This window comes from Pseudomonas sp. DL, assembly GCF_047199225.1.
Lineage (GTDB): Bacteria > Pseudomonadota > Gammaproteobacteria > Pseudomonadales > Pseudomonadaceae > Pseudomonas > Pseudomonas aeruginosa.
This window is the reverse complement of record NZ_CP178323.1, coordinates 55,467-79,878: the sequence shown is the minus strand read 5'-3', so window position 1 is coordinate 79,878 and position 24,412 is coordinate 55,467. Positions and strand designations below refer to the sequence as shown.

The following is a 24,412-nucleotide window of genomic DNA, read 5'->3' as shown; positions in this document are numbered from 1 at the left end:
GAAATGCTGCACCGCGGGGAAAACGCTAGAACAACGCCATCTGCGCCCCCGGCACGGCGAACCGGCTGCAATCCAGCCCGAAGCCCTCGCGGCGGTCCAGCCCGAGGCGCTTCATCGCCACCGCGAAACGCTGCGCCAGCAGGTCGGCGAACGGTCCCTGGCCACGAAAGCGGTGGCCGAAGCGGCTGTCGTAGACCTCGCCGCCACGGCATTGGCGGACCAGGCTCATCACATGCTCGGCGCGTTGCGGGTAGTGCGCCGCCAGCCATTCCTCGAACAGCGGGCCGACTTCGCGCGGCAGGCGCAGGAGCATGTACGCGGCGCTGCGCGCGCCGGCGTCCCGCGCCGCCTGGAGCAGGCGCTCCAGCTCCATGTCGTTGACCATCGGGATCATCGGCGAGCAGAGCACGCCCACCGGGATGCCGTTGCCGCTGAGCGTGCGGATCGCCCGCAGTCGCGCCGAGGGCGCCGCCGCGCGCGGTTCGAGAATGCGCTTCAGCTCGTCGTCGAGGGTGGTCAGGCTGATCATCACCGCCACCAGGTTCTGCTCCGCCAGTTCGCGCAGCAGGTCGAGGTCGCGAAGGATCAGCGAGCCCTTGGTGACGATGGTCAGCGGGTGACGGAAGCGCAGCAGCACCTCCAGCACCTGGCGGGTCAGGCGGCGTTCGCGCTCCAGCGGCTGGTAGGGGTCGGTATTGGCGCCCAGGTTGATCGGCGCGCAGCGATAGCCGGGCTTGCTCAGTTCCTGCTCCAGCGCGCTGGCGACGTTGCTCTTGGCGATCAGCCGGGTCTCGAAATCGATCCCCGGCGAGAGGTCCCAATAGGCATGGCTGGGCCGCGCATAGCAGTAGATGCAGCCATGCTCGCAACCACGGTAGGGATTGATCGAACGATCGAAAGGGAGGTCCGGCGACTGGTTGCGGGAGATCACCGTGCGGGCGATCTCCTCGCGCACCTCGGTGAGCTGGATCGGCGGCACGTCCTGCTCCCAGCCATCGTCGAAGGCCTCGCTGTGGGTCGGGGCGAAGCGGTTGAGGGGGTCGCTGGCGGTACCGCGACCGCGCGGGGGCAGGGGAGCGCTCATGAGGGGAACCCGGCGAAATACTGTATATGGATACAGTATCGCACCGGGCCCCGGCCCACAGCCATCGCCGCCGGTCGGCGGCGAGCGGTCAGGCGTCGGGCTTCTTCTTCAGCTTGGGATTGGGGAAGAACTGCACCGACTGCACCTTCGGGTTGGCCGGCTTCGGCGCGTTCTGGTTGACCCGCGTACCCAGCTCCTTCGGGATCGACTGGCCCTGGGCGTTGAGCGTGTCGGCGTAGCCGCAGGCCACGCATTCGCGGTGCGGCACGCCGTCCTCTTCCCACATCTGGATCTTGTCCTGTTCGCTGCACGCCGGGCAGACCGCCCCGGCGATGAAGCGCTTCCTGGTGATCGCCGGGCTCATGCGGCCTCCCCGACCAGCCCGGAGTGACGCAGCAGGGCGTCGATGGACGGCTCGCGACCGCGGAAATCGACGAACAACAGCATCGGCTCGCGGGAGCCGCCGCGGGCCAGGATCGCCTCGCGGAAGGCACGCCCGGTATCGGGGTTGAACACGCCTTCTTCCTCGAAACGCGAGAAGGCATCGGCGGACAGCACCTCGGCCCACTTGTAGCTGTAGTAACCGGCCGCGTAGCCGCCGGCGAAGATGTGCGCGAAGCTGTTGGCGAAGCGATTGTACGCCGGCGGACGCATCACCGCCACTTCGTCGCGGATGCCCTCGAGCACCTGCAGCACGCTGCGGCCGTCGCCGTGGGTGGCGTGCAGCTCGAAGTCGAAGAGGGAGAACTCCAGCTGGCGGACCATCATCATCCCGGACTGGAAGTTCTTCGCCGCCAGCATCTTCTCCAGCAGGTCCTGCGGCAGCGCCTCGCCGGTCTCGTAGTGGGCGGAGATCAGCGCCAGGCCTTCCGGTTCCCAGCACCAGTTCTCCATGAACTGGCTGGGCAGCTCGACGGCGTCCCAGGCCACCCCGTTGATCCCCGAGGCGGCGGCATGCTCGACGCGGGTCAGCAGGTGGTGCAGGCCATGGCCGAACTCGTGGAACAGGGTAGTGACCTCGTCGTGGGTCAGCAGCGCCGGCTTGCCGTTCACCGCCGGGGTGAAGTTGCACACCAGGTAGGCCACCGGGTCGATCAGCCGGCCCTGGGCGTCGCGCCGGCGGTCGCGGGCGCCGTCCATCCAGGCACCGCCGCGCTTGTTGGCGCGGGCATAGAGGTCGAAGTAGAAGCGGCCGACGTGCTCGCCGTTCTCGAGGATCTCGAACAGGCGTACGTCGGCGTGCCAGCGTTCGAAATCGTGCAGTTCGCGGATCTGGATGCCGTAGAGGCGCTCGACGATGGCGAACAGGCCGGAAAGCACCTTGTCCACCGGGAAGTAGGCACGCAGCGCCTCCTGGGACACGCTGTAGCGCGCCTCGCGGAGTTTCTCGGCGTAGTAGCCGGCGTCCCAGCTCTGCAATTCGGCGCAGCCCTGCTCGGCGGCATAGGCGCGCAGCTGCTCCAGGTCGCGGGCGGCGAACGGCTTGCTGCGCACCGCCAGGTCGCGGAGGAAGCTGAGCACCTGGTCGCTGGACTCGGCCATCTTGGTCGCCAGCGACAGCTCGGCGTAGTTGGCGAAGCCGAGCAGGCCGGCCAGCTCCTGGCGCAGGTCGAGGATCTCTTCCATCACCGGACCGTTGTCGTTCTGCCCGGCGTTCGGGCCCTGGTCGGAGGCGCGGGTGCAATAGGCGGCGTATACCTCTTCGCGCAGGGCGCGGTCATCGGCATAGGTCATCACCGCGTAGTAGCTGGGGAACTCCAGGCTGATCAGCCAGCCGTCCAGGCCCTTGGCCTCGGCGGCCTGCTTCATCTGGGCCTTGGCCGAATCGGTCAGGCCGGCCAGCGCGGCTTCGTCGGTGACATGCTTGGTCCAGGCCTGGGTGGCGTCGAGCAGCTGGTTGGAGAAACGGCTACCCAGCTCGGACAGGCGCGACTGCACCTCGGCATAGCGCTTCTGCTTGTCCGCCGGCAAGTCGATGCCGGACAGGCGGAAGTCGCGCAGGGCGTGTTCGAGGATGGTTTTCTGGGCCACGTCGAAGCCGGCCGCCTCGGGGCTCTTCGCCAGCGCCTCGTAGGCCTCGAACAGGGCGCGGTTCTGCCCCAGCTCGGTGGAGTAGGCCGACAGCTCCGGCAGGCAGGCCTCGTAGGCCTCGCGCAGCTCGGCGCTGTTGCACACCGCGTTGAGGTGGCTGACCGGACTCCAGGCGGCGCCCAGACGGTCGTTGAGTTCGTCCATCGCCAGCACCAGGCCCTTCCAGGTCGGCTGCTCGCGCTGGGTTTCCAGCAGGCGGGCGATGGCGGCGCGGTTATCGGCGAGGATCCGCTCGATGGCCGGCTTCACGTGTTCCGGGCGAATGGAGGAGAAAGGCGGCAGGTCGTAGGCCTGCAGAAGGGGATTCGCGCTCACGTTGGCAACCTTGGCTAAGGAAATACCCGACCATCTTAAATACAATCGGCGGCATCCGCAGCCTGAGGAAAACTATCGTGACCATTCGTTCCTACCAGGGCAAAACGCCACTGCTCGGCGAGCGGGTCTTCGTCGATCCCTCGGCCGTGCTCGTCGGCGACATCGAGATCGGCGCCGACAGCTCGGTCTGGCCGCTGGTGGTGATCCGCGGCGACATGCACCGCATCCGCATCGGCCAGCGCAGCAGCATCCAGGACGGCAGCGTGCTGCACATCACCCACGCCGGCCCCTTCAACCCGGACGGTTTTCCGCTGAGCATCGGCGACGAAGTGACCGTCGGGCACAAGGTCCTGCTGCACGGTTGCAGCATCGGCAACCGGGTGCTGGTGGGGATGGGCTCGATCGTCATGGACGGCGCGGTGATCGAGGACCAAGTGATCCTCGGCGCCGGCAGCCTGGTGCCGCCGGGCAAGGTGCTGGAGAGCGGCTTCCTCTACGTCGGCAGCCCGGCGAAGAAGGCCCGTCCGCTGAGCGACAGGGAGCGCGGCTTCTTCACCTACACCGCCGGCAACTACGTGAAGCTCAAGGACCTGCACATCGCCGAGGACTACCATGCGTGACGCCACGCTGCGCTACCCGAACATCCTCTTCGATCTCGACGGCACCCTCACCGACCCACGCGAGGGCATCACCCGCTCGGTGCAGTTCGCCCTCGCCCGCCTGGGCATCGACGAGCCGGACCTGGCGCGCCTGGAACACTTCATCGGCCCCCCGCTGTTGCAGTGCTTCATGCAGACCTACGGCTTCGACGAAGCGCGCGCCTGGGAGGCGGTGAACCACTACCGCGAGCGCTTCAGGGTCACCGGTCTCTACGAGAACCGCGTGTTCGACGGCATTCCCGAGCTGCTCGAAGCCCTGGTCGGACGCGGCCACACGCTCTACGTCGCGACCAGCAAGCCCGGCGTGTTCGCCCGCGAGATCGCCCGCCACTTCGCCTTCGACCGTCACTTCAAGGCGATCTACGGCAGCGAGCTGGACGGCACGCGCACGCACAAGGACGAACTGATCCGCCATCTGCTCGACAGCGAAGGCCTGGCAGCGGAGCATTGCCTGATGATCGGCGACCGCATGCACGACCTGCTCGGCGCCAGCCGCAACGGTGTCGCCTGCATCGGCGTCGGCTACGGCTTCGGCAGCGAAGACGAACTGCGCGCGCACCAGCCGACCCATTACTGCGCCGACCTCGCCGCCCTGCGGCAGGTGTTGGAATCCCACTGACCCATGCTCCGTTTCAGACAAGGACGCCTGACATGACCGACAATCCCTTCGCCACCCCCACCGCCCCGGTGCAGCCGCCGGCCAGAGAGGTGCCCGCCACCACCCAGCCCTATGCGTTCATCGCGGTGCTGGCGCTGGTCACCTGCCTGTCCTTCGCCGTAAGCCTGGGCATCCAGTGGTACAACGACATCGGCGAGATCCGCCAGCGTTTCTCCGAGCACCTGCAACTGATGGCGCCGCACTGGTTCACCGGCCTGGTGTTCTACGCGGCGGCCAACCTGCTGGTGCTGCATGCCTACCGCGAGAAGCGGCAGCTCATCGAGTTCCGCCCGCTGGCGCTGCTGCTGATCGGCTACGGTCTGCTCAACCTGGTCTGCGGCATGCTCGCCGGGATCGGCCTGGCACCGCTGACGCTGCCGTTCTACCAGTGGGTGACGGCGCAATCCAGCTACGGCGTCTGGCTGATGGCGTTCAACGAAGCGATGAGCTGGGTCTACCTGCTCCTGGGCAGCCTGCTGCCGTTGGGGCTGGTGCTGCTCGGCAGCCGGGTGAACTCGCCGCGCCTGGCCGAAGGGGAAGAAGCCCGCGTCGCTGCCTGGCAGGTCGCCCTGGGCGCCGCGCTGTGTTTCGCCACGCTGTGTTTCAAGCTGATGCAGTTCCTTCCCTACGCCCTGCTGCGCTACGACGAGCCTTGGCTATACGGCCTGTACCTGAGCGGCGTGGCGCTGCCCGCGGCGCTGCTCTTCGGCGCCGTCTGCACGCGCCTGCCGGCGCGCCTGCAACGCTTCGCCGCCGGCCGCGCGCTGCTGCTCGCGGTGGTCGCCATGCTGCTCTGGAGCGTCGCGCTGCTGGCGGTCGGCGGGGGGCTGGCGCTGCTGATGATCCTCGGCCTGGCGCCCGCTGGCATCGGCTATACGCTGCTGGTGGCGCTGCTCGGCGTCGGCCTGTTGGCGCTGCTCTGGCCGATCGGCCGGCTGGCCACGCGCTGGTGCTACGCCGACCAGCTCGCCGCCTGAGCAGGCGTCAGGGCGCTGCGGCGGCCAGCCGCTGCAACGCCGCCTGGCGCTCCGCCAGGGGGAGCTGGCCAAGGGCACGGACCCGCGCATAGAACGCCGGCCAGTTGCCGCCGACCTGGCGGAACAGCACGGCGAACGCCGCCACCCATTGGTCGTAGAGGCCGAAGGGAAGCAGCTTGGCATTGTTGAACGGCGCGTCGATCCAGGCCTTGAACGGCGACTCGCCACCCCATTCGCGCTGGCTCAGCGCCGCGTACTCGCGGCGCAGGCGCTGGAATTCGGCAGCCTTGCCGGCACGCTTGGCGGCATCGTCCAACGGCCCGGCATAAAGTGCTTCGAGGCGCGCACGACTGGCCAGGACCAGCGCGGTGAACTGCTCGCGGCGCTTCTCCTCGCGGCCGTCCGCCGGCGGCAGTCCACGATATTCGCGCCACTGGCGGGTACCTTCCTGTTCGACGAAGGTGGCGAAGGATTCGTTGAAGGCGGTGTCGTCGCGCAGGTAGAACTTCTGGTGCGCCAGTTCGTGGAAGATCAAGGTCGCCAGCCGTTCGTCGTCCCAGCGCAGCATGCTGCTGAGGATCGGATCGTCGAACCAGCCGAGGGTCGAGTAGGCCTGCACCCCGCCGACGTAGACGTCGTCGCCGAGCGCCCGCTGGCGCGCCGCCTCGGCGCGCGCGGCGGCCTCGCTGTAGTAGCCGCGGTAGGCCACGCAGCCGGCGATGGGGAAGCAATGGGTGACCGGCTGCAGCGACAGCTCCGGGGTGGCGAACACGTTCCATACCACGTAGGGCCGGCCGATATCGGCGTACAGGCGATAGCTGCGGTTGTCCGGCAGGCCGAGGCGTTCGCTGGCGAATTGCCGGGCCTTTTCCGCCTTCGCCAGGCGTTCGCGCAAGCGCGCGTCGCGCTGCGGGTCGGCGATCACCGCGGCGGCCGGCTCGCGGGCGCGCAGCAGGGCGAACTGGCCGCTGGCCAGTTGCCCGTAGTAGGAGACGGTCGAGCAACCGCTCAGCGCCAACAGCGCCAGGCAGGGAACCCAACGGGGCAGTCGAAGGTCAGCAAGCGGATGGCGAAGGCGGCGTGGCATGGGCGGAACATAGCACAGCACGCGGACCGCCCGCCGCCCTACCAGCACCGGTCCGCGATCCGGCGAGGCGGAGGAACGCAAGGCGTTTTTCCAAGGCGCAACGGATGGCGGCCGGGTTAAAGGAGCTTCGGAGTCTTCTATGCGTACGCTGCTGCTTGCCGGTGGCCTGCTCGTCCTGAGCGGCTGCTCACTGATGATGCCCACCCCCGACCCGAACCGCGCCTGGGTCGACCTCGATACCCAGCCCGACGCCGATCTCGCCGCCGTGGAAGTCGACGACAAGAGCTGGGACCGCACGCGCTACTTCGAGGTCGATCCCGGCACCCGCGAACTCACGGTGCGCTACCAGTTCACCGTCGACCCGACCAACATCGGCCCCGTGGACAGCCCGCTCTGGCGCGATTGCCAGCTCAACCTCAAGTTCAAGGACTTCAGCGCCGGCCAGCGCTACCGCCTGGAGGCCGGGCACATCGGCTTCCGTCCCTGGGCGAAGCTCTACGACCAGGACAACAGGGAACTGGCGCGCGGCCGCGAGGGACGCTGCGCGAAGGTCTGAACGGCGCAAGGCGAGGGCGCTATGCTAGGAGCTGAACGCCCTCCGGAGCCCGCCCCATGCGTCCACTCACCCGTCTCGTCCCGCTCGCGCTGCTGCTCCTCGCCGGCTGCGCCGGACCGCTGCCGCAGCCGGACCCGCAGATGGCCTGGGTCGAGCTGCGCAGCGCGCCGGCCAACACCCTGCTGGCCGAGCGCCTGGACGGCGAGCGGTTGAGCGACGGGCGCTACTTCCAGGTCACTCCGGGACGCCATGTGCTGGAGGTGCGCTTCCAGTACGAACTCTATGGCGGTTCCGGCGGCGGGGGCGGCGGCTTCGGCGAGCCGGTGCAGATCAACTGCTACCAGCAGGTGGTCTATGACGGCTTCGAGGCGGGCCGGCGCTATCGCCTGGAGGTGCGCCCGCAATTGCGCAGGGCGCTGGCGCTACTGAGCGACGAGCGTGGCGAGGTGGTCGCCCGTTCGAACTTCCAGACCAGCCGCTGCCCGCCGTACTGAAACGCAGCGGCTCAGCCGTCGTTCTTCTGGTAGATGATCTTCTTGGTGCCGTTCTCGCAACTGCCGACCACCATGTTCGGGTCGCTGACTTCGTCGTTGCGCACGATCTCCAGGGTGTAGGAGGTCACCCCGGCCGACTGGATCTTGGTCTCGATCTCCGCCTTGAGTTCCTCGCACGGCTTCGGCGCGGCCAGCGCCGTGGCGCTGAACAGCAAGGCGGCAATCCCCAGCCCGATGGTTTTCATGACCCGTCACTCCTCGTCGATGCCTGGCAGCCGAGTGCTGCGCAGCGCATCCTGCCGCATTCGACTGCGGCAGGCCAGGGCCAGTTCGCCGGGCTGGGGAAGCGTTCCGCTCAGCCGGCGAGGCTGGCGTCCAGGCTGATCTTCGCGTTGAGCACCTTGGATACCGGGCAACCGGCCTTGGCCTTGTTGGCGATCTGCTCGAAGGTCTGCGCGTCCGCCCCCGGCACGCGCGCCCTGAGCACCAGGTGCACGGCAGTGATGGCGAAACCGTCGGACTGCTTGTCGAGGGTGACCTCGGCGCGGGTCTCGATACGTTCGGCGGTCAGGCCGGCCTCACCGAGCATCATCGACAGGGCCATGCTGAAGCAGCCGGCGTGGGCCGCGCCGATCAGCTCTTCCGGGTTGGTTCCCGGTGCGCCCTCGAAGCGGGTATTGAAGCCATAGGGGTTGTCCTTGAGCGCGCCGCTTTCGGTGGAAAGGGTGCCCTTGCCGTCTTTCAGGCCGCCTTGCCAGACCGCCGATGCCGTCTTCTTCATGTCGACTCCTCCGGAGCTGTGGATGGACATCCGCTCGCGTCGGCGAGCGGGCATGTCTACATGGGAGGACGACGCAGCCGGACAAGTTCAGTCCGCCTGCGCGGCGGCGGGATTCAGGCGCAACCGTCGATGCGGCAGAGCGGCGCCGCGGCCCCGCCCACGGCATCGCTGCCGCCGGCAAGGCGCAGCCGCGTTTCGAGGAGAGCCCGCCAGTCGTCCGGCTGGCCGAGGTAGCGCCCGGTGTCGAGCACCTGCAGGCGGCCGTCGCGCTCCAGGGCGAAGGTCGGGAAGCCAGCGGCGCCGAGACGGTTCATCAGCCGCCGACTGTCGGCGAAGTGCGCGCGCAGCGGCTCGCCGGAGCAGGCGTCGAACGCCTCGGCGAAGCCCTCGCCAAGCCCCAGTTCGGCACCCAGCTCGAGCAGCACCGGACGCTCGGCGATACGCCGGCCCTCGACGTAGTGGGCACGCTGGATCCGCGCCAGCATCGCCGCGCCGAGGCCGTCGAGCGCTTCGGCGGCAAGCACGGCGGCGGTCGGCGGGGCCGAGTCGAATACCGCGCTGGTGTCGCGCAGCAGGCCGTCGAAGTAGTCCTTGCCGAACGGCTGGCCGGTCAGTTGGGCGATCCGCAGGTCATGGGGCATCACGTAGTGGCGCAGACCGGCGCCGACCGGCTGGCGGTTGGCATCGGTCATCATGCCGCCGCCATGCAGGCGTACGTCCAGACCCGTCACCTCGCGGGCGGCGGCGAGCAGCGGCGAGGCGCCGTAGCACCAGCCGCAGAGCGGATCGTAGAGGTAATGCAGGGTGAGGTCGTTCATCTCGGTCTCCACGAGACGCCCCGCAGGGGACGCCTCGATCAGCGGCTATCGGCGGGCGCGGCTCAGGGCCACTGCATCTCGCCCTTGAGCACCTTGGCGCTCAGCTCCAGGCCTTCCTCGCCCGGCAGGTTCGGGTAGCGGCGCTTCATCGCCTCGACCAGCGCGGCGGAATCCCTGGCCTTGGGCAGTTCGGCTTCCAGGGCCTTCAGGTAGTCACGGGTGAAGCGCACGCCGTCCAGGCCCTTCGGCTCCTCGCCGGTGAAATGGCCGGGCACCACGCGCCGCGGTTGCAGCGCCTCGATCCGGTCGAGCATCGCCACCCAGGCCTGGCGCGAGGCCTGGGTCTGGGTATCGGCGGTCCAGACGTGCGAACCGGATTCCACCAGCACGCCACCAACCACCGTCTTCAGCGACGGAATCCACAGCACCGTGCGGTCCGGGCTCGGCCCCTTCAGGTCGACCACCTTCAGGGCATGGCCTTCCAGCTTCAACTGGTCGCCCTTCAGCGGCTCCGGCACCACCAGCGACGTCGGCGCGTTGTCCTTGAGGATCGGCCCCCAGTAGGCCAGCTTGGCGTCCTTGGTCGCCTGGATGTGTGCAACGGTCTGCGCCGTCGCGAGGATCTTCGCCTCGGGGAAGGCGGCCTTCAGCACGTCGAGGCCGAAGTAGAAGTCCGGGTCGCCGTGGCTGATGTAGATAGTGCTGAGGGTCTTGCCGCTGGCCTGGATACGCTTGACCAGTTGCTCGGCGTCGGCGCGGGAGAACTGCGCGTCGATCAGCATCGCCTCGCGCTGGCCCACCAGCAGTTCCGAGGACACGGCGAAGATCGCCTTCTCGCCGGGGTTGTAGACCTCCAGCCGCAGCGGTTCGGCGCTGGCGGCGAAGACGCCGGCGGCACCCAGCAGGGCGGCGGCGGCGAACAGGGAACGAAGCAATCCATGGCGCGACATGAGCGGTTCTCCAGGCAGTGGGATCAGAGGCTTGCCATGTTAGTTGCTTGAAAGCGCGCAAAAAGCCCCGCAATAATCACAGCTTTGTTGCATGGATCGAGCGAATCATGGACCGCCTGACCGCCACTCGCGTCTTCGTCGAAGTCATCGACAGCGGCAGCCAGACCGCCGCCGCCGAGCGTCTGGACATGTCCCGGGCGATGGTCTCGCGCTACCTCGCCGAGTTGGAGGAGTGGGTCGGCGCACGCCTGCTGCACCGCAGCACCCGCCGCCTGAGCCTGACCGACGCCGGCGCGGAGCTGTTGCCACAGTGCCGCGAGATGCTCGCCGTGGCCGACGCCATGCAGGCCACCGGCCAGACCCGCCGCGACAGCCCGCGCGGCACCCTGCGCATCACCAGCAGCCTGTCCTTCGCCCAGGCCTGGCTGACCCGTGCCGCCGCCGCCTTCGTCGAGCGCTACCCGGGCACCGCCATCGACCTGCAGGTCAACAGCCAGGTGGTCAACCTGGTGGAGGAGCGCATCGACCTGGCCCTGCGCATCGCCAACCAGCTCGACCCCAACCTGATCGCCCGCCGCCTCGGCGAATGCCGCTCGGTGATCTGCGCCGCGCCGGACTACCTGCGCCGCCACGGCACCCCGCGGCGCCCGGAGGACCTGGCGCTGCACAACTGCCTGACCTACTCCTACTTCGGCCGCAGTCTCTGGCAGTTCGAGCGCGACGGCGAGCCGACCAGCGTGCCGGTGGGTGGCAGTCTCAGCGCCAACGAATCCACCGTGCTGCTGGAGGCCGCCGCCGCCGGTGCCGGGATCAGCCAGCAGCCGCTGTACTCGGCAGCCCCGCTGATCCGTAGCGGACGCCTGGTGGCGCTGCTGCCGGAGTGGTCGCCGCAGGTGCTCGGCATCCACGCGGTGTACGCCTCGCGCCGGCAGATGCCGCCGGCGCTGCGGGCGCTGCTGGACTTCCTGGTCGAACGGATGGCGGCCGATCCGCACTGGGACGAGGCGGGCCCCCTGGCGCTGGCGTGAAAGCCGGGTAGACTGCTGGACGCGCCGCCTTCGACGCACCTTTATCCCCTGTCTGGAGCACGTCCAAGTCCCTGTCGATCTACCAGGCTTCGATCCCGACCTTCCTGCGCACCCTCGGCAACCTCTCGGCGATCCTGAAGAAAGCCGCCGCCCACGCCGAAGCGAAGAACATCGATCCGCGCATCTTCATCGACGCCCGGCTGGCGCCGGACATGTTCCCCCTGGCGCGCCAGGTGCAGATCGCCAGCGACGCCGCCAAGGGCGCCGGCGCGCGGCTGGCCGGGCTGGAAGTGCCGAGCTACGCGGATACGGAAACCACCTTCGACGAACTCCAGGCACGCATCGCTCGCACCGTCGAGTTCCTCGAGGGCATCCGCGAGGAACAACTGGACGGCGCCGAAGAGCGCAACGTGACCCTCAAGGTGCGCGGCCAGGAGATCAGCTTCAACGGCCGCGACTTCCTCTTCGGCTTCGCCCTGCCCAACTTCTTCTTCCACGTCACCACCGCCTACGCCATCCTCCGCCACAACGGCGTCGAACTGGGCAAGATGGACTTCCTCGGCGGCGCCTGAGGTTCCCGCGCCGGGATGGCACGCACAAGGACCATGGAATGAATCGGAAAACCCTCGACGACACCAGCAAGTTCCTCAGCTATGTCCTTCGCCACCAGCCCGAGGCCATCGGCCTGACGCTGGACGGCGAAGGCTGGGCCGACATCGACGCCCTGATCGCCGGCGCGGCGCGGGACGGCCGCGCCCTCGACCGCATGCTGCTCGGCGCGGTGGTCGAGAACAACGACAAGAAGCGCTTCGCCCTCTCCGCCGATGGCCAGCGCATCCGCGCCGTGCAAGGCCACTCGCATGCCGCGGTGGCCATCGCCTACGCCCCCGCGGTCCCGCCCGCAGTGCTCTACCACGGCACCGCCAGCCGCTTCCTCGACTCCATCCGCGAGCGCGGCCTGGTTCCCGGCAGCCGCCACCACGTCCATCTCTCCGCCCGCCGCGCCACCGCCCTGGAAGTCGGCCGCCGCTACGGCAGCCCGGTTCTGCTGGAAATCGACGCGCGCGACATGCACCTGGCCGGGCACCTATTCCACCAGGCGGAGAACGGCGTCTGGCTGACCGAGCGGGTACCCGTGCGGTTCATCCGCGAGGCTTGAGAAGGCATCGCCTCTCATCGGGAAGTCGTAGGGCGCATAACGCGCAGCGTTATCCGCCGATGCGCCGAGGCTAAAGGAGAAAGCCGCCGCCTGCGATGAACCAACCGCCTCCTTGATGGCCCGCTGCCGCCTAGCAGAAGCGGCAGTGGAGCAGGCGGTGAAAGCCGGCTTGACTGAGGAAAAACACCGACAAGCGCAGGACGCCCGATGGACCTTCGCCCCAGCCACGTGCATGTGTTCCCACCCAGCCGCGACCTCCCGGCCGCAACCAGTCCGCACCGCGAAACCCTGCTGCGCAGCGGCTGCGCCTGGAACGGCTCGCTCTACCTCGGCTATCCCCTTGGCCAGCCGCAGCTCACCGTGCAGCGCCTGAGCCTGGCCGCCCACGAACGCCTGGACTGGCAGGTCCATCCGATGCCCAGCGCGCTTTACGTGCTCAAGGGCGAACTGCGCCTGGAGACCCGCGACGGAGCCCAGAGCACGCGGGTGCTGGAAGGCGAGGCGGCGGGTTGCCTGATGAACATCATCCATCGCCTGATAGCCGGGGCCGAACCGGTGGAAGCCCTGCTGTTCCATGCCGGCGTGGAAGGCATGCCGGTGGGGCTCGGCGAACGCGGCGAAATGCCCGACGCCTGAAGACGCCGGCGGGCCGGACAGCAGCCCGAACCCGCCACGCCCCGCGTCACGCTCAGGCGGAGAGCCCGTACAACCTGAGCCAGCCTTCCAGCGCCAGTGCGGTCTCCAGGTTGTGGCGGCTCACCTGGGTGTTGAAGTACCCCTCCGGATGCTCCAGTTCGGCGGCCAGGAACTCTCGCGAAACGATGCCGAACACCGGGTTCGCCGCGTCCTCCAGCAGGCGCCGCACGCTCCCGCGCAGGAAACGCTCGTAGCCGAGGTTGGCAGAAGTCGGATAAGGGCTCTTGCGGCGCTTGAGCACGGCTTCCGGGACATAGTCGGCGCAGGCCCGCTTGAGCAGCCACTTCTCCTCGCCGTCCCGGCTCTTGATCGACCAGGGCACGTTGTAGACGTACTCCACCAGCTCATGGTCGGTGTAGGGCACCCGCACCTCCAGGCCGTTGCACATGCTCAGGCGATCCTTGCGTTCGAGCAGCAGCACCATCCAGCGCTTCAGATGCAGGTGGCTGAACTCGCGCATCCGCCGCTCCTCCGGGCTGTCGCCGGCCAGGTGTTCGACCTGGCGCAGCCCATCGTCGTAGCTGGCCTGCTGGTACTGGAGGAGATCGCAGCGGCGGTTGAAACCGGCGTCGATGAAGCCGGCCGGCAGGCGCACCCTGGAGGCCCAGGGGAAGCGCGCCGCAGCCACCGCCTGCGGATCGCGGAACCAGCCGTAGCCACCGAACAGCTCGTCGGCGCCTTCACCGGAGATGGCCACCGTGGAATGCCGGCGGATCTCGCCGAACATCAGGTGCAGCGAGGTATCCATGTCGCCGAAGGTGAAAGGTACGTCCTTGGCCCGGAATACCTCTTCGCGCGCTCGTTCGCAGACCAGTTCGGCATTGTCGATGAGCACGGTGCGATGACGGCTGCCGATGTACTGCGCGGCCAGCAGGGCGAACGGCTGGTCCTGGTCGGGACGCAGGTCGTCGCTGCGGAACTGCTCGGCCTGGCCGACGAAGTCCACCGAGAACGAATTGATGTCGCCGCCGTGCTCCGCCTTCGCGATGCGCTGGGCGATGCCGGTCAGGGCGGTCGAATCGAGCCCACCCGATAGCAGCGAACACACCGGAACGTCGGCGTGCAATTGCGCCCCCAGGGCGCGGGTGACCAGTTCGCGGGTGCGCTGCACGGTGCTCTGCAGGTCGTCGGCATGCTCCTGGCGGCGCACCTCCCAGTAGCGGCGCAACTTCGCCTGGGAATTGGGACGCCAGGACAGCAGGTGGCCGGGCAGCAGTTCCTGGACCTCGCGGAACGGCGTCTGCGAAGTGCCCCGGGACAGCGTCAGGAGGTCGACCAGGCCGACCGCGTCGAGCCTGGCGGCGAATTCCGGATGCGCCAGGATGGACTTGATCTCCGAGCCGAACAGCAGTCCCTCGCGGTGCCGCGCGTAATACAGCGGCTTGATGCCCAGGCGGTCGCGCACCAGCAGCAGGTGGCCGTCGCGGCCATCGAAGACGGCGAAGGCGAACATCCCGGTCAGGTACTCGCAACAACGCTCGCCCCATTGCAGATAGGCGTGCAGAACCACCTCGGTATCGCTGCGGGTGCGGAACTCATGTCCGGCCCGGCGCAACCGCTCGCGCAGGGCATCGTGGTTGTACACCTCGCCGGTGTAGACGAGGGTGACCTCCTGGCCGGTGGGAAAGCGATAGGACATCGGCTGCACGCCGCCGCTGAGGTCGATGACCGCCAGCCGCCGGTGACCCAGCAGGGCGTTGCGGTGCTTCCAGATGCCCTCGGCATCCGGCCCGCGCAAGGCGAGCGTATCGGTCATGGCGAAGATCGCCGGAAATTCGTCGTCGAGCTTGCGCGTGTAATCCACCCAACCCGCGAGACCGCACATAGGGAAACTCCTCTAATTGATGTTTATCGGGAAACTCATCCAGAGAACATGCTGAAAACATCCGTGCGGCCGGACAGATTTCCGGCGTACGAATGCTTCGCCCAAGGCGGTCGATGTATGAACTTTTCGAGGACCTGAAGATAATCAGTTTCGGCAGGCCTGCGCCCAAGGAAGGCCAATGATAGAACAGGAAAAAACGTGGCCGAGTTAATTAATATCTATCTAAATCTGGTAGCTGTTTTTAAAAAAACAAAGGAAAAACAATAATCTACAAAATTAATGAAATATCCTGAAACATCATTACGCGGCTCTACAACCAGATATTACAGGGTCGTTCACGGCTCTTTCCAAAGACTTAGAAGGCCAATCCAATTAAACTTATAATTGCTTTACGGCAATCATATGAATAGCCAACTAAGCAAATGACTACAACAAACTCAGATCGTACAACTATTGAATATAAGAGTTGTCCATCGACGCTGATTTCGTGGCAACGTTCGACGCGACGATGGACGAGCGGGAAAAGTAGGGCGGCGCGGGGAATGGAGAATTAAAGAAGGCAACTTCGAGCGAGCGATCCATCCGGAAGCGGGCCCGCTGCACCGGGCCCGCCAGACGACCTACCTCAAGGGCATTCGCAGGTCGACGGACCGAACACCGGCCCGCTGCACGGGTCCTCGGACGGGCCGAAAACCGGGCACGCGGCCTGGGCGGTAAGAGAGAAGCCACAGAGCAGGAACACAGCCAACAGTACTTTCTTCATTTGCAACCTCCTGGTTGGTAATCGAACGCTCCCTGTCCCTGGTCGAGGGTACAGTCGGTCATCACGGGCACTCGCAGACGGTCGGTCCCAGCACCGGGCCCGCGCAGGGATCTTCCCCCGGCCCGAGCACCGCGCAGTCCGCCTGCGCCGTCAGCGAGAACATCCACAGCAGCAGCGAAGCCGCCAGCATCTTCCTTTTCATCTGACCTCCTTGGTCGAAACAGCGATCAACGATCCGTGTCCTTCTCCGAAAACAAGGGCATTTGCCTGCAGAAGGACCGAACGCCCGTCCGCTCGCGGCGCACCGCAAGACTCGCCGGCGAGCCGCCGGACCCCGGAGAGCAAAGACCAGCCCGAGCGAACGCGCCAGTGCGGTGGATTGCCGCAGCGCCAGCGAAAGTACCGGGGCAGGGGGCTTCGGCACCGGTTCGCCATCAACTTTTCCTATCCCCGGCGGCCACATAAATTCGTTGGACGCACCGCGCCGGCGCCTCCAAGAATGCCGCACGGGTGCGAAGTCCGGCCGTGCACCCACCGACGCCCCACAACAGCAAGAACAACGATCGGTGCATCCATGGCAAAGGACCTGACTTTCCCAGACGCCTCCGCGTCGTCCCGCAACCCTCCCTCCGCGCGCCTCCGTCTACCGGCGACACGCGCCCCCTAGCACCGCCCTCCCGTCCGCCACCGCAGCAACCCGCGACGCACCTTGCGTCGGTCCCGGCCCCCGCCGCCGGCGGGCGCCGCTCGCCCGCGCTCCGCCCGCCGCACCGATCGACCCATGAACCGAACAAGAACAGGAGTCCACCCGATGCGCTACGCCCGTCACGCAAGCCGATACTCCCTCTTCGCCCTGGCCGTCTCGGCAGCCCTGCTGCCCGGCGCCGGCTGGGCCGCCAACGGCGACCTCGCCGGCGCCCGCAAGCCGCCCAGCGTCGCCTGCTCCTGGAACCGCGAGGCAGCGTTGTCCTACGAGGAGCGCCGGCTCGACACGCCGCTGCCGTTCAGCGGCGCCAACGTCGTCACCCATGACCAGACGCCGCTGGCCGAGCGCATCGTCAAGGGCGCCGGCTTCGACGGCTTCGAACCGGCCTTCGCCAAGCGCCTGTGCGCCGCCGACGGCCGCACCCCGGTCACCAGCTACGCCAAGGCACTGAAGCTGGTCACCGAAGAGGGCCGCGCGCTGTGGCGCGCCGCCGTCGACCGGGCCCAGGGTCGCCGCGCCATTCCCGCCGGCGCGCTGCCGGCCAGCGATGACCGCATGCTCTACTGGACGCGCCTCTACATGACCCGCACCCTGCGCCAGTGGGCGCCATCCTTCCACCTCGGTAAGGCCCAGGCCCAGGCGCTGCAATGGCGCTTCGAACGCGCCTCGCGCGGACAGCTGGACATCGACCTGCCGCGCCGCTACGCCGCCGACGGCTCGCGCTACCGGCGGATGATCATCAGCGGCTTCGACGTCTTCACCCTGGGCACTCCCGGGACGGCGAACACCGGCCTGCGCAACGGCAACCCCTCGGGCGCCACCGCCCTTGCGCTGGACGGCCGCGAGTTCAGGCTGGCCGACGGCAGCCTGCTGCGTATCGAGGCCTACCTGTTGCCGGTCAGCTACGACCCGTTCAACCGCGGCATGCAGGAAGACACCCTGGGCCCCTGGTTCCGCCCCGGCCCGCGCCGGGTCGACGCCTCCATCACCATCAGCCAGGGCGGCGCCAACCAGTTCTGGCTGGAGGCCTGGAACGGCCGCTTCCACGGCTCCTCCGCCGGCAACGACGGCATCGTCTACTGCCCCGCCGACAGCGCTTTGCCCAACTACGTGCTTCCCCTGGGCAGCGTGACCAATCCCGGCACCGCGCCGATTTCCCTGCGGGGCTCCGGCTGCAATATCAACCCGCCGCGCCGCTGGCTCGGCTACGACAGCGCCAGCCGCTGGCGGCAGAACCTGCCGGCACAGTTCTCCAAGGCCTCGCTGCCGGTCCGCCAGTTGCTCGCCGCCGATACCTGGCGCGGCATCGAGCGGCCGCCGGGCGCTACCAGCCAGGCCACGGAAGGCTTCGACGTCACCTGGCACACCAACTACGACTTCTTCCCCGATTGCGCCAACCCGCGCACCGAAAACGTGCCGACCAACGGGGTGATGAACGCCATGCCCGATCCCTCCCTGGTGCTCCCGCCGAACCGACGGATCTGCGCGCGCAACGGCGGTGGCGGCGACTACCTGTCCAACGAGAGCGCCTACCGCAACACGGTGCTGCGCGACGCGTTCCGCCTGGAGATTCCCGCCGGGCACATCCATGTACCGGTGATGAACAACTACTACACCGGCGTACCGGCGAGCGGCGGCGGCGCGCGCAACGACAACGCCATCAGCGACGCCCGCTACGAGGCCTACCGCAGCGCCATCGTGGCGCAGACCCGGGCGCTGCTGGTGGGCGTCGGCAACGCCCTGGCGCAGGGGGCGCAAGCGGACTAGTCCTCGCCAGGCGCAAGGCCCTCGCGTCCTATCGCTTCGCCGCGGAGCCAAACTGCCGCCGACGCAGGCCAACGGGACGGTAGCCCGTCGCTTCAGCCTCTACTGAATCGAAAAAGGCGGCACGCGGGGAAACCTCGGACTCACGACCCGGAGCTTTCCCAGGCCCGCGCCGGAACGGTAGGGCAGAGTCGAAGAGTGCGAACGCCGATGATGGAGACAACCGCCATCGCCCGCATCACCGGGGCGGTGGCAAGGATTTCCCCTGACTTGGAGAGTTTTCCATGAGCTTCGCGCAGAATCTCCTACGCCTACGCCAGCAGAACGCCCTGACCCAACGGCAGATGGCCGAGCGACTGGGCGTCACCGTGAGCCAGTTGCGGCACTTCGAAACCAAGGGCGGGCACCCGTCGCTGGTGGTGCTGCAAACCATCGCCGGACGTTTCGCGGTGCCCCTCGACTGGCTGGTCTGCGAGCGCAGCGAGCGGCAGGCGCTACCGGAAGACCTGCGCCTGCAGTTCGAGGCCATCGGCCGCCTGCGGCTGGACGAGCGGCGCGCCATCCGGGCGTTGCTCGACGACCTGATCCGCCAGTACATGGCCAAGCGCAACGCAGCGGCCAAGCCCCTCCCGGCGGCTTGCGCCGAGGCCACGGAGACGTCCCCGTAGCCCCGGCGCACGGCTCAGTCGCTGCCGTACCTCGGCGAGCGCGGGCCGTACAACAGTCCGCCCGGCTGGCCGGCCGAGAGCAGGCGCGCGCTGGTCATCCCGGCGATCGGATAACCGGCGTCCTCCACCGAACTGTTGATGATCTGCTTGACCGCCGCGGTGATCAGCATGCCCACCAGGCCGCCGTTGTTGCCGCCGTTGCCTTCCTCGCTGGAGGCGGTCGCCGAGCCGGTCCACAGGGTGGTGCCGGATCGCAGGTCGACCAGCTTGGCGCTGGCGGTGACGATGGTCGCGCTGCTGATCACCATGTAGCGCGTGCCGTAGTCGCTCACCGTGACGTACAGCGCCGCGTCGGCGCCATAGATCTCGCGCAGCTTGGCCGGGGACACCTGGTGCACGTCGCCGGCGCTGGTCAGGCCGTTCTGGCGGAAGGTCTCGTCGGCCAGCGCCACCGGCACTACGTAGTAGCCGGCCTCGGCCAGCGGGAAGGTGACCTGCGAGAGCATGCTGTAGGTCGCCTTCACGTCGGGCGACTCGTTCAGCGGCGGCAGGACCAGGATCGAGCGCGGCTTGGCCTGCTTGAACGCCGAGTAATCGACGCTCTTGGTCGGCGCGCAGCCGCCGAGCAGGGCCAGCAGGGTGAAACCGGCCACCAGGCCGGACAGTCGGGCGAGTTTCAACGGGCACCTCCACGGGCGTTGTTCAGGAGGAAGTCCATGTAGGTCGCCGACTCGGGAAACAGCGCCTTCTCGGTCTCGAACTCGCGGACCATCTGGTCGTCCTTGCCGATGCTGGAATAGAGCAGCCCCAGCTGGGCGTGGTAGCCCGGCGGCACCGCGCCGTTCTTCGCCCGGATCTTCTCGAGGTCGGCTTCCAGCGCCTGCGCCTGGGCCTCCTTGGATTCACCCTTGAAGTATTCGTGGACCTGGGCCTGGTAGCCCTCCCACTGGTACAGCGTCTTCGGTCCGCTGCACCCGGCCAGCGCCATGCTCCCCAGCAGCGCCGCCGTCCATGTGATCGTCTTGCTCATGTGTGCCGTGATTCCCTGGTTTCTGGTGGATTATTGGTTCTGTGGCTTCCAGGCCCCGCTATCGACCGCGTTGACCAACTTGTTCACCGCCTCGCGCATGGCCAGGTCGAGAACCTTGCCGTTGAGGGTCGAGTCGTAGCTGGCGGTGCCGCCGAAGCCGATCACCTCGCGGTTGGACAGGGCGTACTCGCCAGCGCCCTGGGTCGAATAGACGACCTCCGAGGTAGAGATGTTGACGATGTTCAGCGCCACCTTGGCGTAGGCGATCTGCGACTTGCCGCGGCCAAGGATGCCGAACAGCTGGCGGTCGCCGACTTCCTTGCGGCCGAACTCGGTGACATCGCCGGTCACCACGTAGTCGGCACCCTTCAGGCGCTGGGCCTGGCCCTTGATCGCCGCTTCCTGCTGGATCTCGCTCATGTTGTCGCGGTCCAGCACGTTGAAGCGATTGGTCTGCTGCAGGTGGGTGATGAGAATGGTCTTGGCCTGGCCGCCGAGGCGGTCGACGCCATCGGAAAAGATCCCGCGCATGTAGCTGGAGCGGTTGTCGAACTTGCCTACCGCAATCGGCGAACGCACGCCGCTGTAGGGTCGGTTGACGCTCTCGACCTGCTGTACCGGCAACGCGGTGGAGGTCTCGGTGGCGCAGCCCGCCAGGCCGGCCAGGGTGGCGACGGCGAGGAGCGGCAGTAGTGCTTTCTTGGCGCTGTGACTCATGGGGTTCTCCTGGAAAAAAACGCTATCGACGCGGAGCGGCTTCTAGCCGCCCCGTGTGCGGAAAAGAGGGCGTAGTGAAAATCGAGGAAGGCCAGGCGGCACGGCGGCGCGCCAAGGCGAGGGGCGAAATGGGGTGGCCACGATTTCTTTCCTTGAAATACGAATGCGTCGATCAACCGGCGCTCCCGGCCGGCCTTGGAAATCCGAAACAATCGTGCGGGAAGCGATGCACGAACCGTATGAGCCATCAATAGGCCATCTCGGTGGGCGGCAAAGTTACCACAGTTATTCCGATCGTTTCGTTATGCAGGAAGCATACTCGGAGAATTCTGACTGCGTCTCGTTCGCAGGATCGAGGTGGGACGCCGGGCACCGGTGTCCGCCACCAACCGGTGGCAGCCAGGCAGGCCTCCTTGCCGCCCATTGCGCCCGACGCTGTACGGCGCAAATGAAAACGGACACCCCTTGGGAGTGTCCGTCTCTGCCGTCGACCGGTCAGGCCAGGTCGAGGCCGCGCATTCTCAGGCGCAGGTCCTGTTCCTGGGGCTTGCCTGAACGATCCGTCCCGTTTGCCAGGTCCAGGGCATCGAGCAGTCCCTCGCCGTGGCCGCTCCGTTCCCCCAGCGTGGCCTCTTCGAGCACCCGACGGGTCACACCCTGCCCATCCTTGGCGCTGAGAAGCACGCGCATGTCGGTCCCCTTGTCGTAGAGGATCTCCTGCTCATCGCCCTCGATCGATATCTCGCTGACATCGATCCCGGATCTGCCGAACAGGGTGGTTATCGTGCCCTGGCCCGCGAAGCTCCTGGCAACGCTGGGGTCCCGGGAGGTGGAGAGATAGCCGGCGTCGTGGCCGACCTGGCCCTCTTTCACCGCCTCGAAGGCATCCCTGCCCTGGGTGCCGCGGAAGGTCTTCACGACCTGTTCAGCCGGTCCGCTCTTTTCGAACGCGGCAGACATGCCCCGGTCGATCAACGCCTGGCCCGCATCCAGCTCTCGCCCCTGACGCAGGGAACGATTCAGGTGCTGGTACTCGCCGTTGGTATAAAGACCGAGCGCCATCACCTCGGCATCGCTGTACGGCCCGTCCGGGTGTTCGCCGAGGTACTGCTCCGCCTCCAGCCCGAAGTGCTCCACCAGGCCATCCGCCAGCGCCTTGTCGACAGGCTCGCCCTTTACCTCGCTCTCTACCGCGTGGCGCAACAGGGCGACCTTGTCCATTACCGCATGCAGTTGGACGGCGATTTCGCGCAGTTGCTCCGGGCTTGCGCTGAGTACATGCTGGCTGGCGGCACCGCCCGCGGTCCCCCACTGTTGCAGCGCGATCCCCCCAACGCTCTGTTCGAGCAGGCGGGCAGCCTGGGTACGGGAAGCCTCGATCCGGCTGCCATCGCGAATCCCGACCAGGGCGGTGGCCAGCGAGCGCAGGGCGCCGTCGCCGCTGGCCAGGCGCGTGTGATCCTTCGCCAGCCTCTCCGCTGTCAAAGTCGCCAGCTCGCTCGCCTTGCCAAGTCCGCCCAAGGTCAGGGGCAGTGCCTTTTGCAGCATCATCTGCTTGATCTCGGCGGCCGAGAGACTGGCGGCAGGCGGCGCGTCCTGACGGGAGAGCGGCGCCTGGGTGGAGGCGTGGGCACGGCTCCCCAGCAGTTTGCCCAGCCACTCGATGATCGCCACGAAGGGACGCGCGAGGGCGGCCCCCAGGCGGGAGAGCAGGCCCTCGCCCTTCGGTGCTTCCTGGCGCTGGGCCAGTTGTTGCGCCTCCCGGGGAGTGGCCACCTGGCGGGCCTCGACCTGTCCCAGGCGCCCGGCCACGGCCTGGCTCAACTCAGCCACGAAAGACGGGTTCTGCTGAGATGATTGAATATGCATGATGATTGACGTCTCCTGATGTTTCCCCGCCAGTCTAGGAACGAGGCGCCCCTCCGCCTATCAGGATTGGCCGTGGTTTTTTTACTGTTGGCGGCCGTCGGAGCACGCGGAAAGAGAACCGTCAGCGGCCGAAAAACAGCGGACTTTCCCTACGCCAGCTCCCGTGCGCCTACACCGGGGCGGAGAACCCGATGGATATCGGCGGCAGCGACGGGCTCTTGGTGGACGGCGCACCGCCGTGCGGGCGCCTCGGGGTCGTCTGCTGCTATGGTGCGCACAGGCACGTCGCCATCCTCTCTCCCGGCGAATGGAATCGAGCATGACGCTTTCCCTGGATCTGTTGTTGAGCCTGTGCACGGCCCTGGCCATCGGCCTCCTGATCGGCGCCGAGCGCGGCTGGCAGGAGCGCGACCACGAAGATGCGCGGCAGATCGCCGGAATCCGCACCTTCAGCCTGGCCGGCCTGCTCGGCGGCTTCGCCACCCTGCTGGCGGGCGAACTGGGCAGCGCAGTCTGGGTAGCCTTGCTGCTGGCCCTCGCGGCGCTGGCCGTGGCCGGCTACGTGAGCGATGTCAGGCGTGGCGGCGACCAGGGCATGACCACCGAGATCGCCCTGCTGATGACCTTCCTCCTCGGCAGCCTCGCCCTCACCGAACAGCGCCTGCTGGCTGCCGCCGGCGGCATCGTGCTGACCCTGCTGCTGAGCCTCAAGGACAAGCTCCACGCCCTGCTGAAGCGCCTGACCGCCGAGGAGCTATCGGGCACCCTCAAGCTGCTGTTCATTTCCGTGGTCCTGCTGCCGGTGCTGCCCAACCAGGGCTATGGTCCCTGGGCGTTCTTCAATCCCTACCTGACCTGGTGGATGGTGGTGCTGATCGCCGCCCTCGGTTTCTCCGCCTACCTGGCCATCCGCCTGATCGGCTCGCGCAAGGGCCTGTTGCTGACCGCGGTGCTCGGCGGCCTGGTGTCCTCCACGGTGATGACCCTGACCCTGGCGCGCCTGCGCGAGCGCATGCCCGACGCCCTGTTGGCGTGCGCCCTGCTGGCGACCTCGGCGCTGATGTTCCCGCGCATCCTCGTCGAGATCGGCGCGATCCACCCGGCCTTGCTGAAGGAACTGGCCCTGCCATTCGCCGCCACCACCCTCGTCTACCTTGGCGGCACGCTGTTCCACGCCCTGCGCGGCGGCCGCGCCAGCCAGGAGGCGCCCGACGAGCCAGGCCTGCGCAACCCCTTCGAACTGCTCCCGGCCATGCGTTTCGCCGCCCTGCTGAGCGCGATCCTGCTGTTGGTGGAGGTCGGCCGGCGGCTGTTCGGCGACGCCGGCATCTATGCGGTCGCGTTGCTCTCCGGCCTCGCCGACGTCGACGCGATCACCCTGTCCCTGGCCCGCGCGGCGCAGGGCGAACTCGATCCAGGCGTGGCCAGCCGCGGCATCGCCCTTGCCGCCCTGAGCAACAGCCTGGTCAAGGCCGGCCTGGTCGTGCTGGTGGGCGGCAAGCGGCTGGCCCTGCAAACGCTGCCCTTCAGCCTGGCGGGGCTGCTGGTAGGAGCGCTGCTGATCCTGTTGTGAGGCGCCGGGGAAACCCCGGAGCACCGTTGGACGAACGCGACGGCAACCGCCTGGCGCCCCGCATCAACCTGCGCGGCTACTGGCTGCAACGGCCGGGTTTCGAGGACCGGACCAGGACCCGGGTGAGGCAGGGCGGCCTGGCGA

The 24,412-nt window shown here is 67.7% G+C and carries 27 protein-coding genes; 12 read left to right on the top strand and 15 right to left on the bottom strand.

Annotated features, from left to right (window positions below):
- Nucleotides 1-25 precede the first annotated feature (25 nt).
- From ACI766_RS00370 to prlC, 3 genes are all read right to left on the bottom strand, one after another.
- Nucleotides 26-1,084 (bottom strand): PA0069 family radical SAM protein, encoded by a 1,059-nt coding sequence (locus tag ACI766_RS00370; protein ID WP_087823755.1) that lies wholly within the window; start codon nt 1,082-1,084, stop codon nt 26-28.
- Nucleotides 1,085-1,172: 88 nt separating this feature from the next.
- The gene (locus tag ACI766_RS00365; RefSeq protein ID WP_003083624.1) at nt 1,173-1,448 is read right to left on the bottom strand and encodes a YheV family putative zinc ribbon protein; all 276 of its coding nucleotides are present in this window, start codon (nt 1,446-1,448) and stop codon (nt 1,173-1,175) included.
- The gene (gene prlC, locus ACI766_RS00360; protein WP_016852309.1) at nt 1,445-3,490 is read right to left on the bottom strand and encodes an oligopeptidase A; all 2,046 of its coding nucleotides are present in this window, start codon (nt 3,488-3,490) and stop codon (nt 1,445-1,447) included. Before prlC ends, ACI766_RS00365 begins: the two co-directional genes overlap by 4 nt.
- Before the next feature lie 77 nt (nt 3,491-3,567).
- Between prlC and ACI766_RS00355 the strand changes: the two genes are divergently transcribed.
- Genes ACI766_RS00355 through ACI766_RS00345 form a run of 3 tightly spaced genes read left to right on the top strand, consistent with a single transcriptional unit; the run spans nt 3,568 to nt 5,784 of the window.
- Complete coding sequence (locus tag ACI766_RS00355) at nt 3,568-4,110, top strand: gamma carbonic anhydrase family protein (RefSeq protein WP_003142343.1); 543 nt, start codon at nt 3,568-3,570, stop codon at nt 4,108-4,110.
- On the top strand, nt 4,103-4,768 hold the full coding sequence (locus ACI766_RS00350; protein ID WP_003106611.1) for an HAD family hydrolase: 666 nt from the start codon (nt 4,103-4,105) through the stop codon (nt 4,766-4,768). Before ACI766_RS00355 ends, ACI766_RS00350 begins: the two co-directional genes overlap by 8 nt.
- A 32-nt stretch (nt 4,769-4,800) precedes the next feature.
- Nucleotides 4,801-5,784 carry a hypothetical protein gene (locus ACI766_RS00345; protein WP_003118565.1) on the top strand — a complete coding sequence of 328 codons (984 nt, stop codon included), beginning with the start codon at nt 4,801-4,803 and terminating at the stop codon, nt 5,782-5,784.
- A gap of 7 nt (nt 5,785-5,791) precedes the next feature.
- On the opposite strand, the gene ACI766_RS00340 is transcribed toward ACI766_RS00345, so the two are convergent.
- Nucleotides 5,792-6,919, bottom strand: coding sequence for an aminopeptidase (locus ACI766_RS00340; protein WP_003118564.1), 1,128 nt, complete (start codon nt 6,917-6,919; stop codon nt 5,792-5,794).
- A 91-nt stretch (nt 6,920-7,010) separates the two neighbouring features.
- Between ACI766_RS00340 and ACI766_RS00335 the strand changes: the two genes are divergently transcribed.
- Nucleotides 7,011-7,427: a hypothetical protein gene (locus tag ACI766_RS00335; RefSeq protein ID WP_003122273.1), complete on the top strand. Its 417-nt coding sequence runs from the start codon at nt 7,011-7,013 to the stop codon at nt 7,425-7,427.
- Nucleotides 7,428-7,483: 56 nt separating this feature from the next.
- Nucleotides 7,484-7,921 carry a hypothetical protein gene (locus tag ACI766_RS00330; RefSeq protein ID WP_003083612.1) on the top strand — a complete coding sequence of 146 codons (438 nt, stop codon included), beginning with the start codon at nt 7,484-7,486 and terminating at the stop codon, nt 7,919-7,921.
- A gap of 11 nt (nt 7,922-7,932) precedes the next feature.
- Here the strand turns inward: ACI766_RS00330 and ACI766_RS00325 are convergent, their stop codons facing one another.
- The 4 genes from ACI766_RS00325 to ACI766_RS00310 all read right to left on the bottom strand — a co-directional run bounded on the left by ACI766_RS00325 (nt 7,933) and on the right by ACI766_RS00310 (nt 10,470).
- Complete coding sequence (locus ACI766_RS00325; RefSeq protein ID WP_003122274.1) at nt 7,933-8,166, bottom strand: DUF1161 domain-containing protein; 234 nt, start codon at nt 8,164-8,166, stop codon at nt 7,933-7,935.
- Between the two features lie 110 nt (nt 8,167-8,276).
- Nucleotides 8,277-8,732 (bottom strand): OsmC family protein, encoded by a 456-nt coding sequence (locus tag ACI766_RS00320; protein WP_073647821.1) that lies wholly within the window; start codon nt 8,730-8,732, stop codon nt 8,277-8,279.
- A gap of 83 nt (nt 8,733-8,815) precedes the next feature.
- Complete coding sequence (gene dsbM, locus ACI766_RS00315; RefSeq protein ID WP_015647792.1) at nt 8,816-9,520, bottom strand: disulfide reductase DsbM; 705 nt, start codon at nt 9,518-9,520, stop codon at nt 8,816-8,818.
- A gap of 62 nt (nt 9,521-9,582) precedes the next feature.
- Nucleotides 9,583-10,470: an MBL fold metallo-hydrolase gene (locus tag ACI766_RS00310; protein ID WP_003083599.1), complete on the bottom strand. Its 888-nt coding sequence runs from the start codon at nt 10,468-10,470 to the stop codon at nt 9,583-9,585.
- 107 nt (nt 10,471-10,577) lie between these two features.
- On the opposite strand from ACI766_RS00310, the gene osaR reads away from it, so the two are divergent.
- From osaR to ACI766_RS00290, 4 genes are all read left to right on the top strand, one after another.
- Nucleotides 10,578-11,498 (top strand): oxidative stress response transcriptional regulator OsaR, encoded by a 921-nt coding sequence (gene osaR / locus ACI766_RS00305; protein WP_003083596.1) that lies wholly within the window; start codon nt 10,578-10,580, stop codon nt 11,496-11,498.
- A 71-nt stretch (nt 11,499-11,569) separates the two neighbouring features.
- Nucleotides 11,570-12,070, top strand: a complete 501-nt coding sequence (locus tag ACI766_RS00300; protein WP_031633791.1) for a DUF1993 family protein — start codon at nt 11,570-11,572, stop codon at nt 12,068-12,070.
- Between the two features lie 38 nt (nt 12,071-12,108).
- A complete protein-coding gene (locus ACI766_RS00295) occupies nt 12,109-12,657 on the top strand; it encodes an RNA 2'-phosphotransferase (protein ID WP_023086858.1) in 549 nt (182 codons plus the stop codon).
- Between the two features lie 207 nt (nt 12,658-12,864).
- Nucleotides 12,865-13,293 carry a cupin domain-containing protein gene (locus ACI766_RS00290; RefSeq protein ID WP_003083588.1) on the top strand — a complete coding sequence of 143 codons (429 nt, stop codon included), beginning with the start codon at nt 12,865-12,867 and terminating at the stop codon, nt 13,291-13,293.
- Nucleotides 13,294-13,345: 52 nt separating this feature from the next.
- Here ACI766_RS00290 and asnB read toward each other — a convergent pair whose 3' ends face one another.
- From asnB to ACI766_RS00275, 3 genes are all read right to left on the bottom strand, one after another.
- Nucleotides 13,346-15,178, bottom strand: coding sequence for an asparagine synthase (glutamine-hydrolyzing) (gene asnB, locus ACI766_RS00285; RefSeq protein ID WP_012613433.1), 1,833 nt, complete (start codon nt 15,176-15,178; stop codon nt 13,346-13,348).
- A gap of 625 nt (nt 15,179-15,803) precedes the next feature.
- Complete coding sequence (locus tag ACI766_RS00280) at nt 15,804-15,941, bottom strand: PA0050 family protein (protein ID WP_003083584.1); 138 nt, start codon at nt 15,939-15,941, stop codon at nt 15,804-15,806.
- Nucleotides 15,942-16,002: 61 nt separating this feature from the next.
- Nucleotides 16,003-16,143, bottom strand: coding sequence for a PA0050 family protein (locus ACI766_RS00275; RefSeq protein WP_003083582.1), 141 nt, complete (start codon nt 16,141-16,143; stop codon nt 16,003-16,005).
- A gap of 609 nt (nt 16,144-16,752) precedes the next feature.
- On the opposite strand from ACI766_RS00275, the gene ACI766_RS00270 reads away from it, so the two are divergent.
- A complete protein-coding gene (locus ACI766_RS00270) occupies nt 16,753-18,414 on the top strand; it encodes a hypothetical protein (protein ID WP_023104714.1) in 1,662 nt (553 codons plus the stop codon).
- Between the two features lie 281 nt (nt 18,415-18,695).
- Nucleotides 18,696-19,079: a helix-turn-helix domain-containing protein gene (locus ACI766_RS00265; protein WP_003104304.1), complete on the top strand. Its 384-nt coding sequence runs from the start codon at nt 18,696-18,698 to the stop codon at nt 19,077-19,079.
- 14 nt (nt 19,080-19,093) lie between these two features.
- On the opposite strand, the gene ACI766_RS00260 is transcribed toward ACI766_RS00265, so the two are convergent.
- The 4 genes from ACI766_RS00260 to exoT all read right to left on the bottom strand — a co-directional run bounded on the left by ACI766_RS00260 (nt 19,094) and on the right by exoT (nt 22,695).
- Nucleotides 19,094-19,759 (bottom strand): DUF799 domain-containing protein, encoded by a 666-nt coding sequence (locus ACI766_RS00260; protein ID WP_003083573.1) that lies wholly within the window; start codon nt 19,757-19,759, stop codon nt 19,094-19,096.
- Complete coding sequence (locus ACI766_RS00255) at nt 19,756-20,109, bottom strand: DUF4810 domain-containing protein (protein WP_003083569.1); 354 nt, start codon at nt 20,107-20,109, stop codon at nt 19,756-19,758. Before ACI766_RS00255 ends, ACI766_RS00260 begins: the two co-directional genes overlap by 4 nt.
- A 30-nt stretch (nt 20,110-20,139) precedes the next feature.
- Complete coding sequence (locus ACI766_RS00250) at nt 20,140-20,826, bottom strand: CsgG/HfaB family protein (RefSeq protein WP_003111706.1); 687 nt, start codon at nt 20,824-20,826, stop codon at nt 20,140-20,142.
- 495 nt (nt 20,827-21,321) lie between these two features.
- Nucleotides 21,322-22,695: a T3SS effector bifunctional cytotoxin exoenzyme T gene (exoT, locus tag ACI766_RS00245; protein ID WP_017002016.1), complete on the bottom strand. Its 1,374-nt coding sequence runs from the start codon at nt 22,693-22,695 to the stop codon at nt 21,322-21,324.
- Nucleotides 22,696-22,858: 163 nt separating this feature from the next.
- Between exoT and ACI766_RS00240 the strand changes: the two genes are divergently transcribed.
- A complete protein-coding gene (locus ACI766_RS00240; protein ID WP_003118557.1) occupies nt 22,859-24,268 on the top strand; it encodes an MgtC/SapB family protein in 1,410 nt (469 codons plus the stop codon).
- Nucleotides 24,269-24,412: the final 144 nt, after the last annotated feature.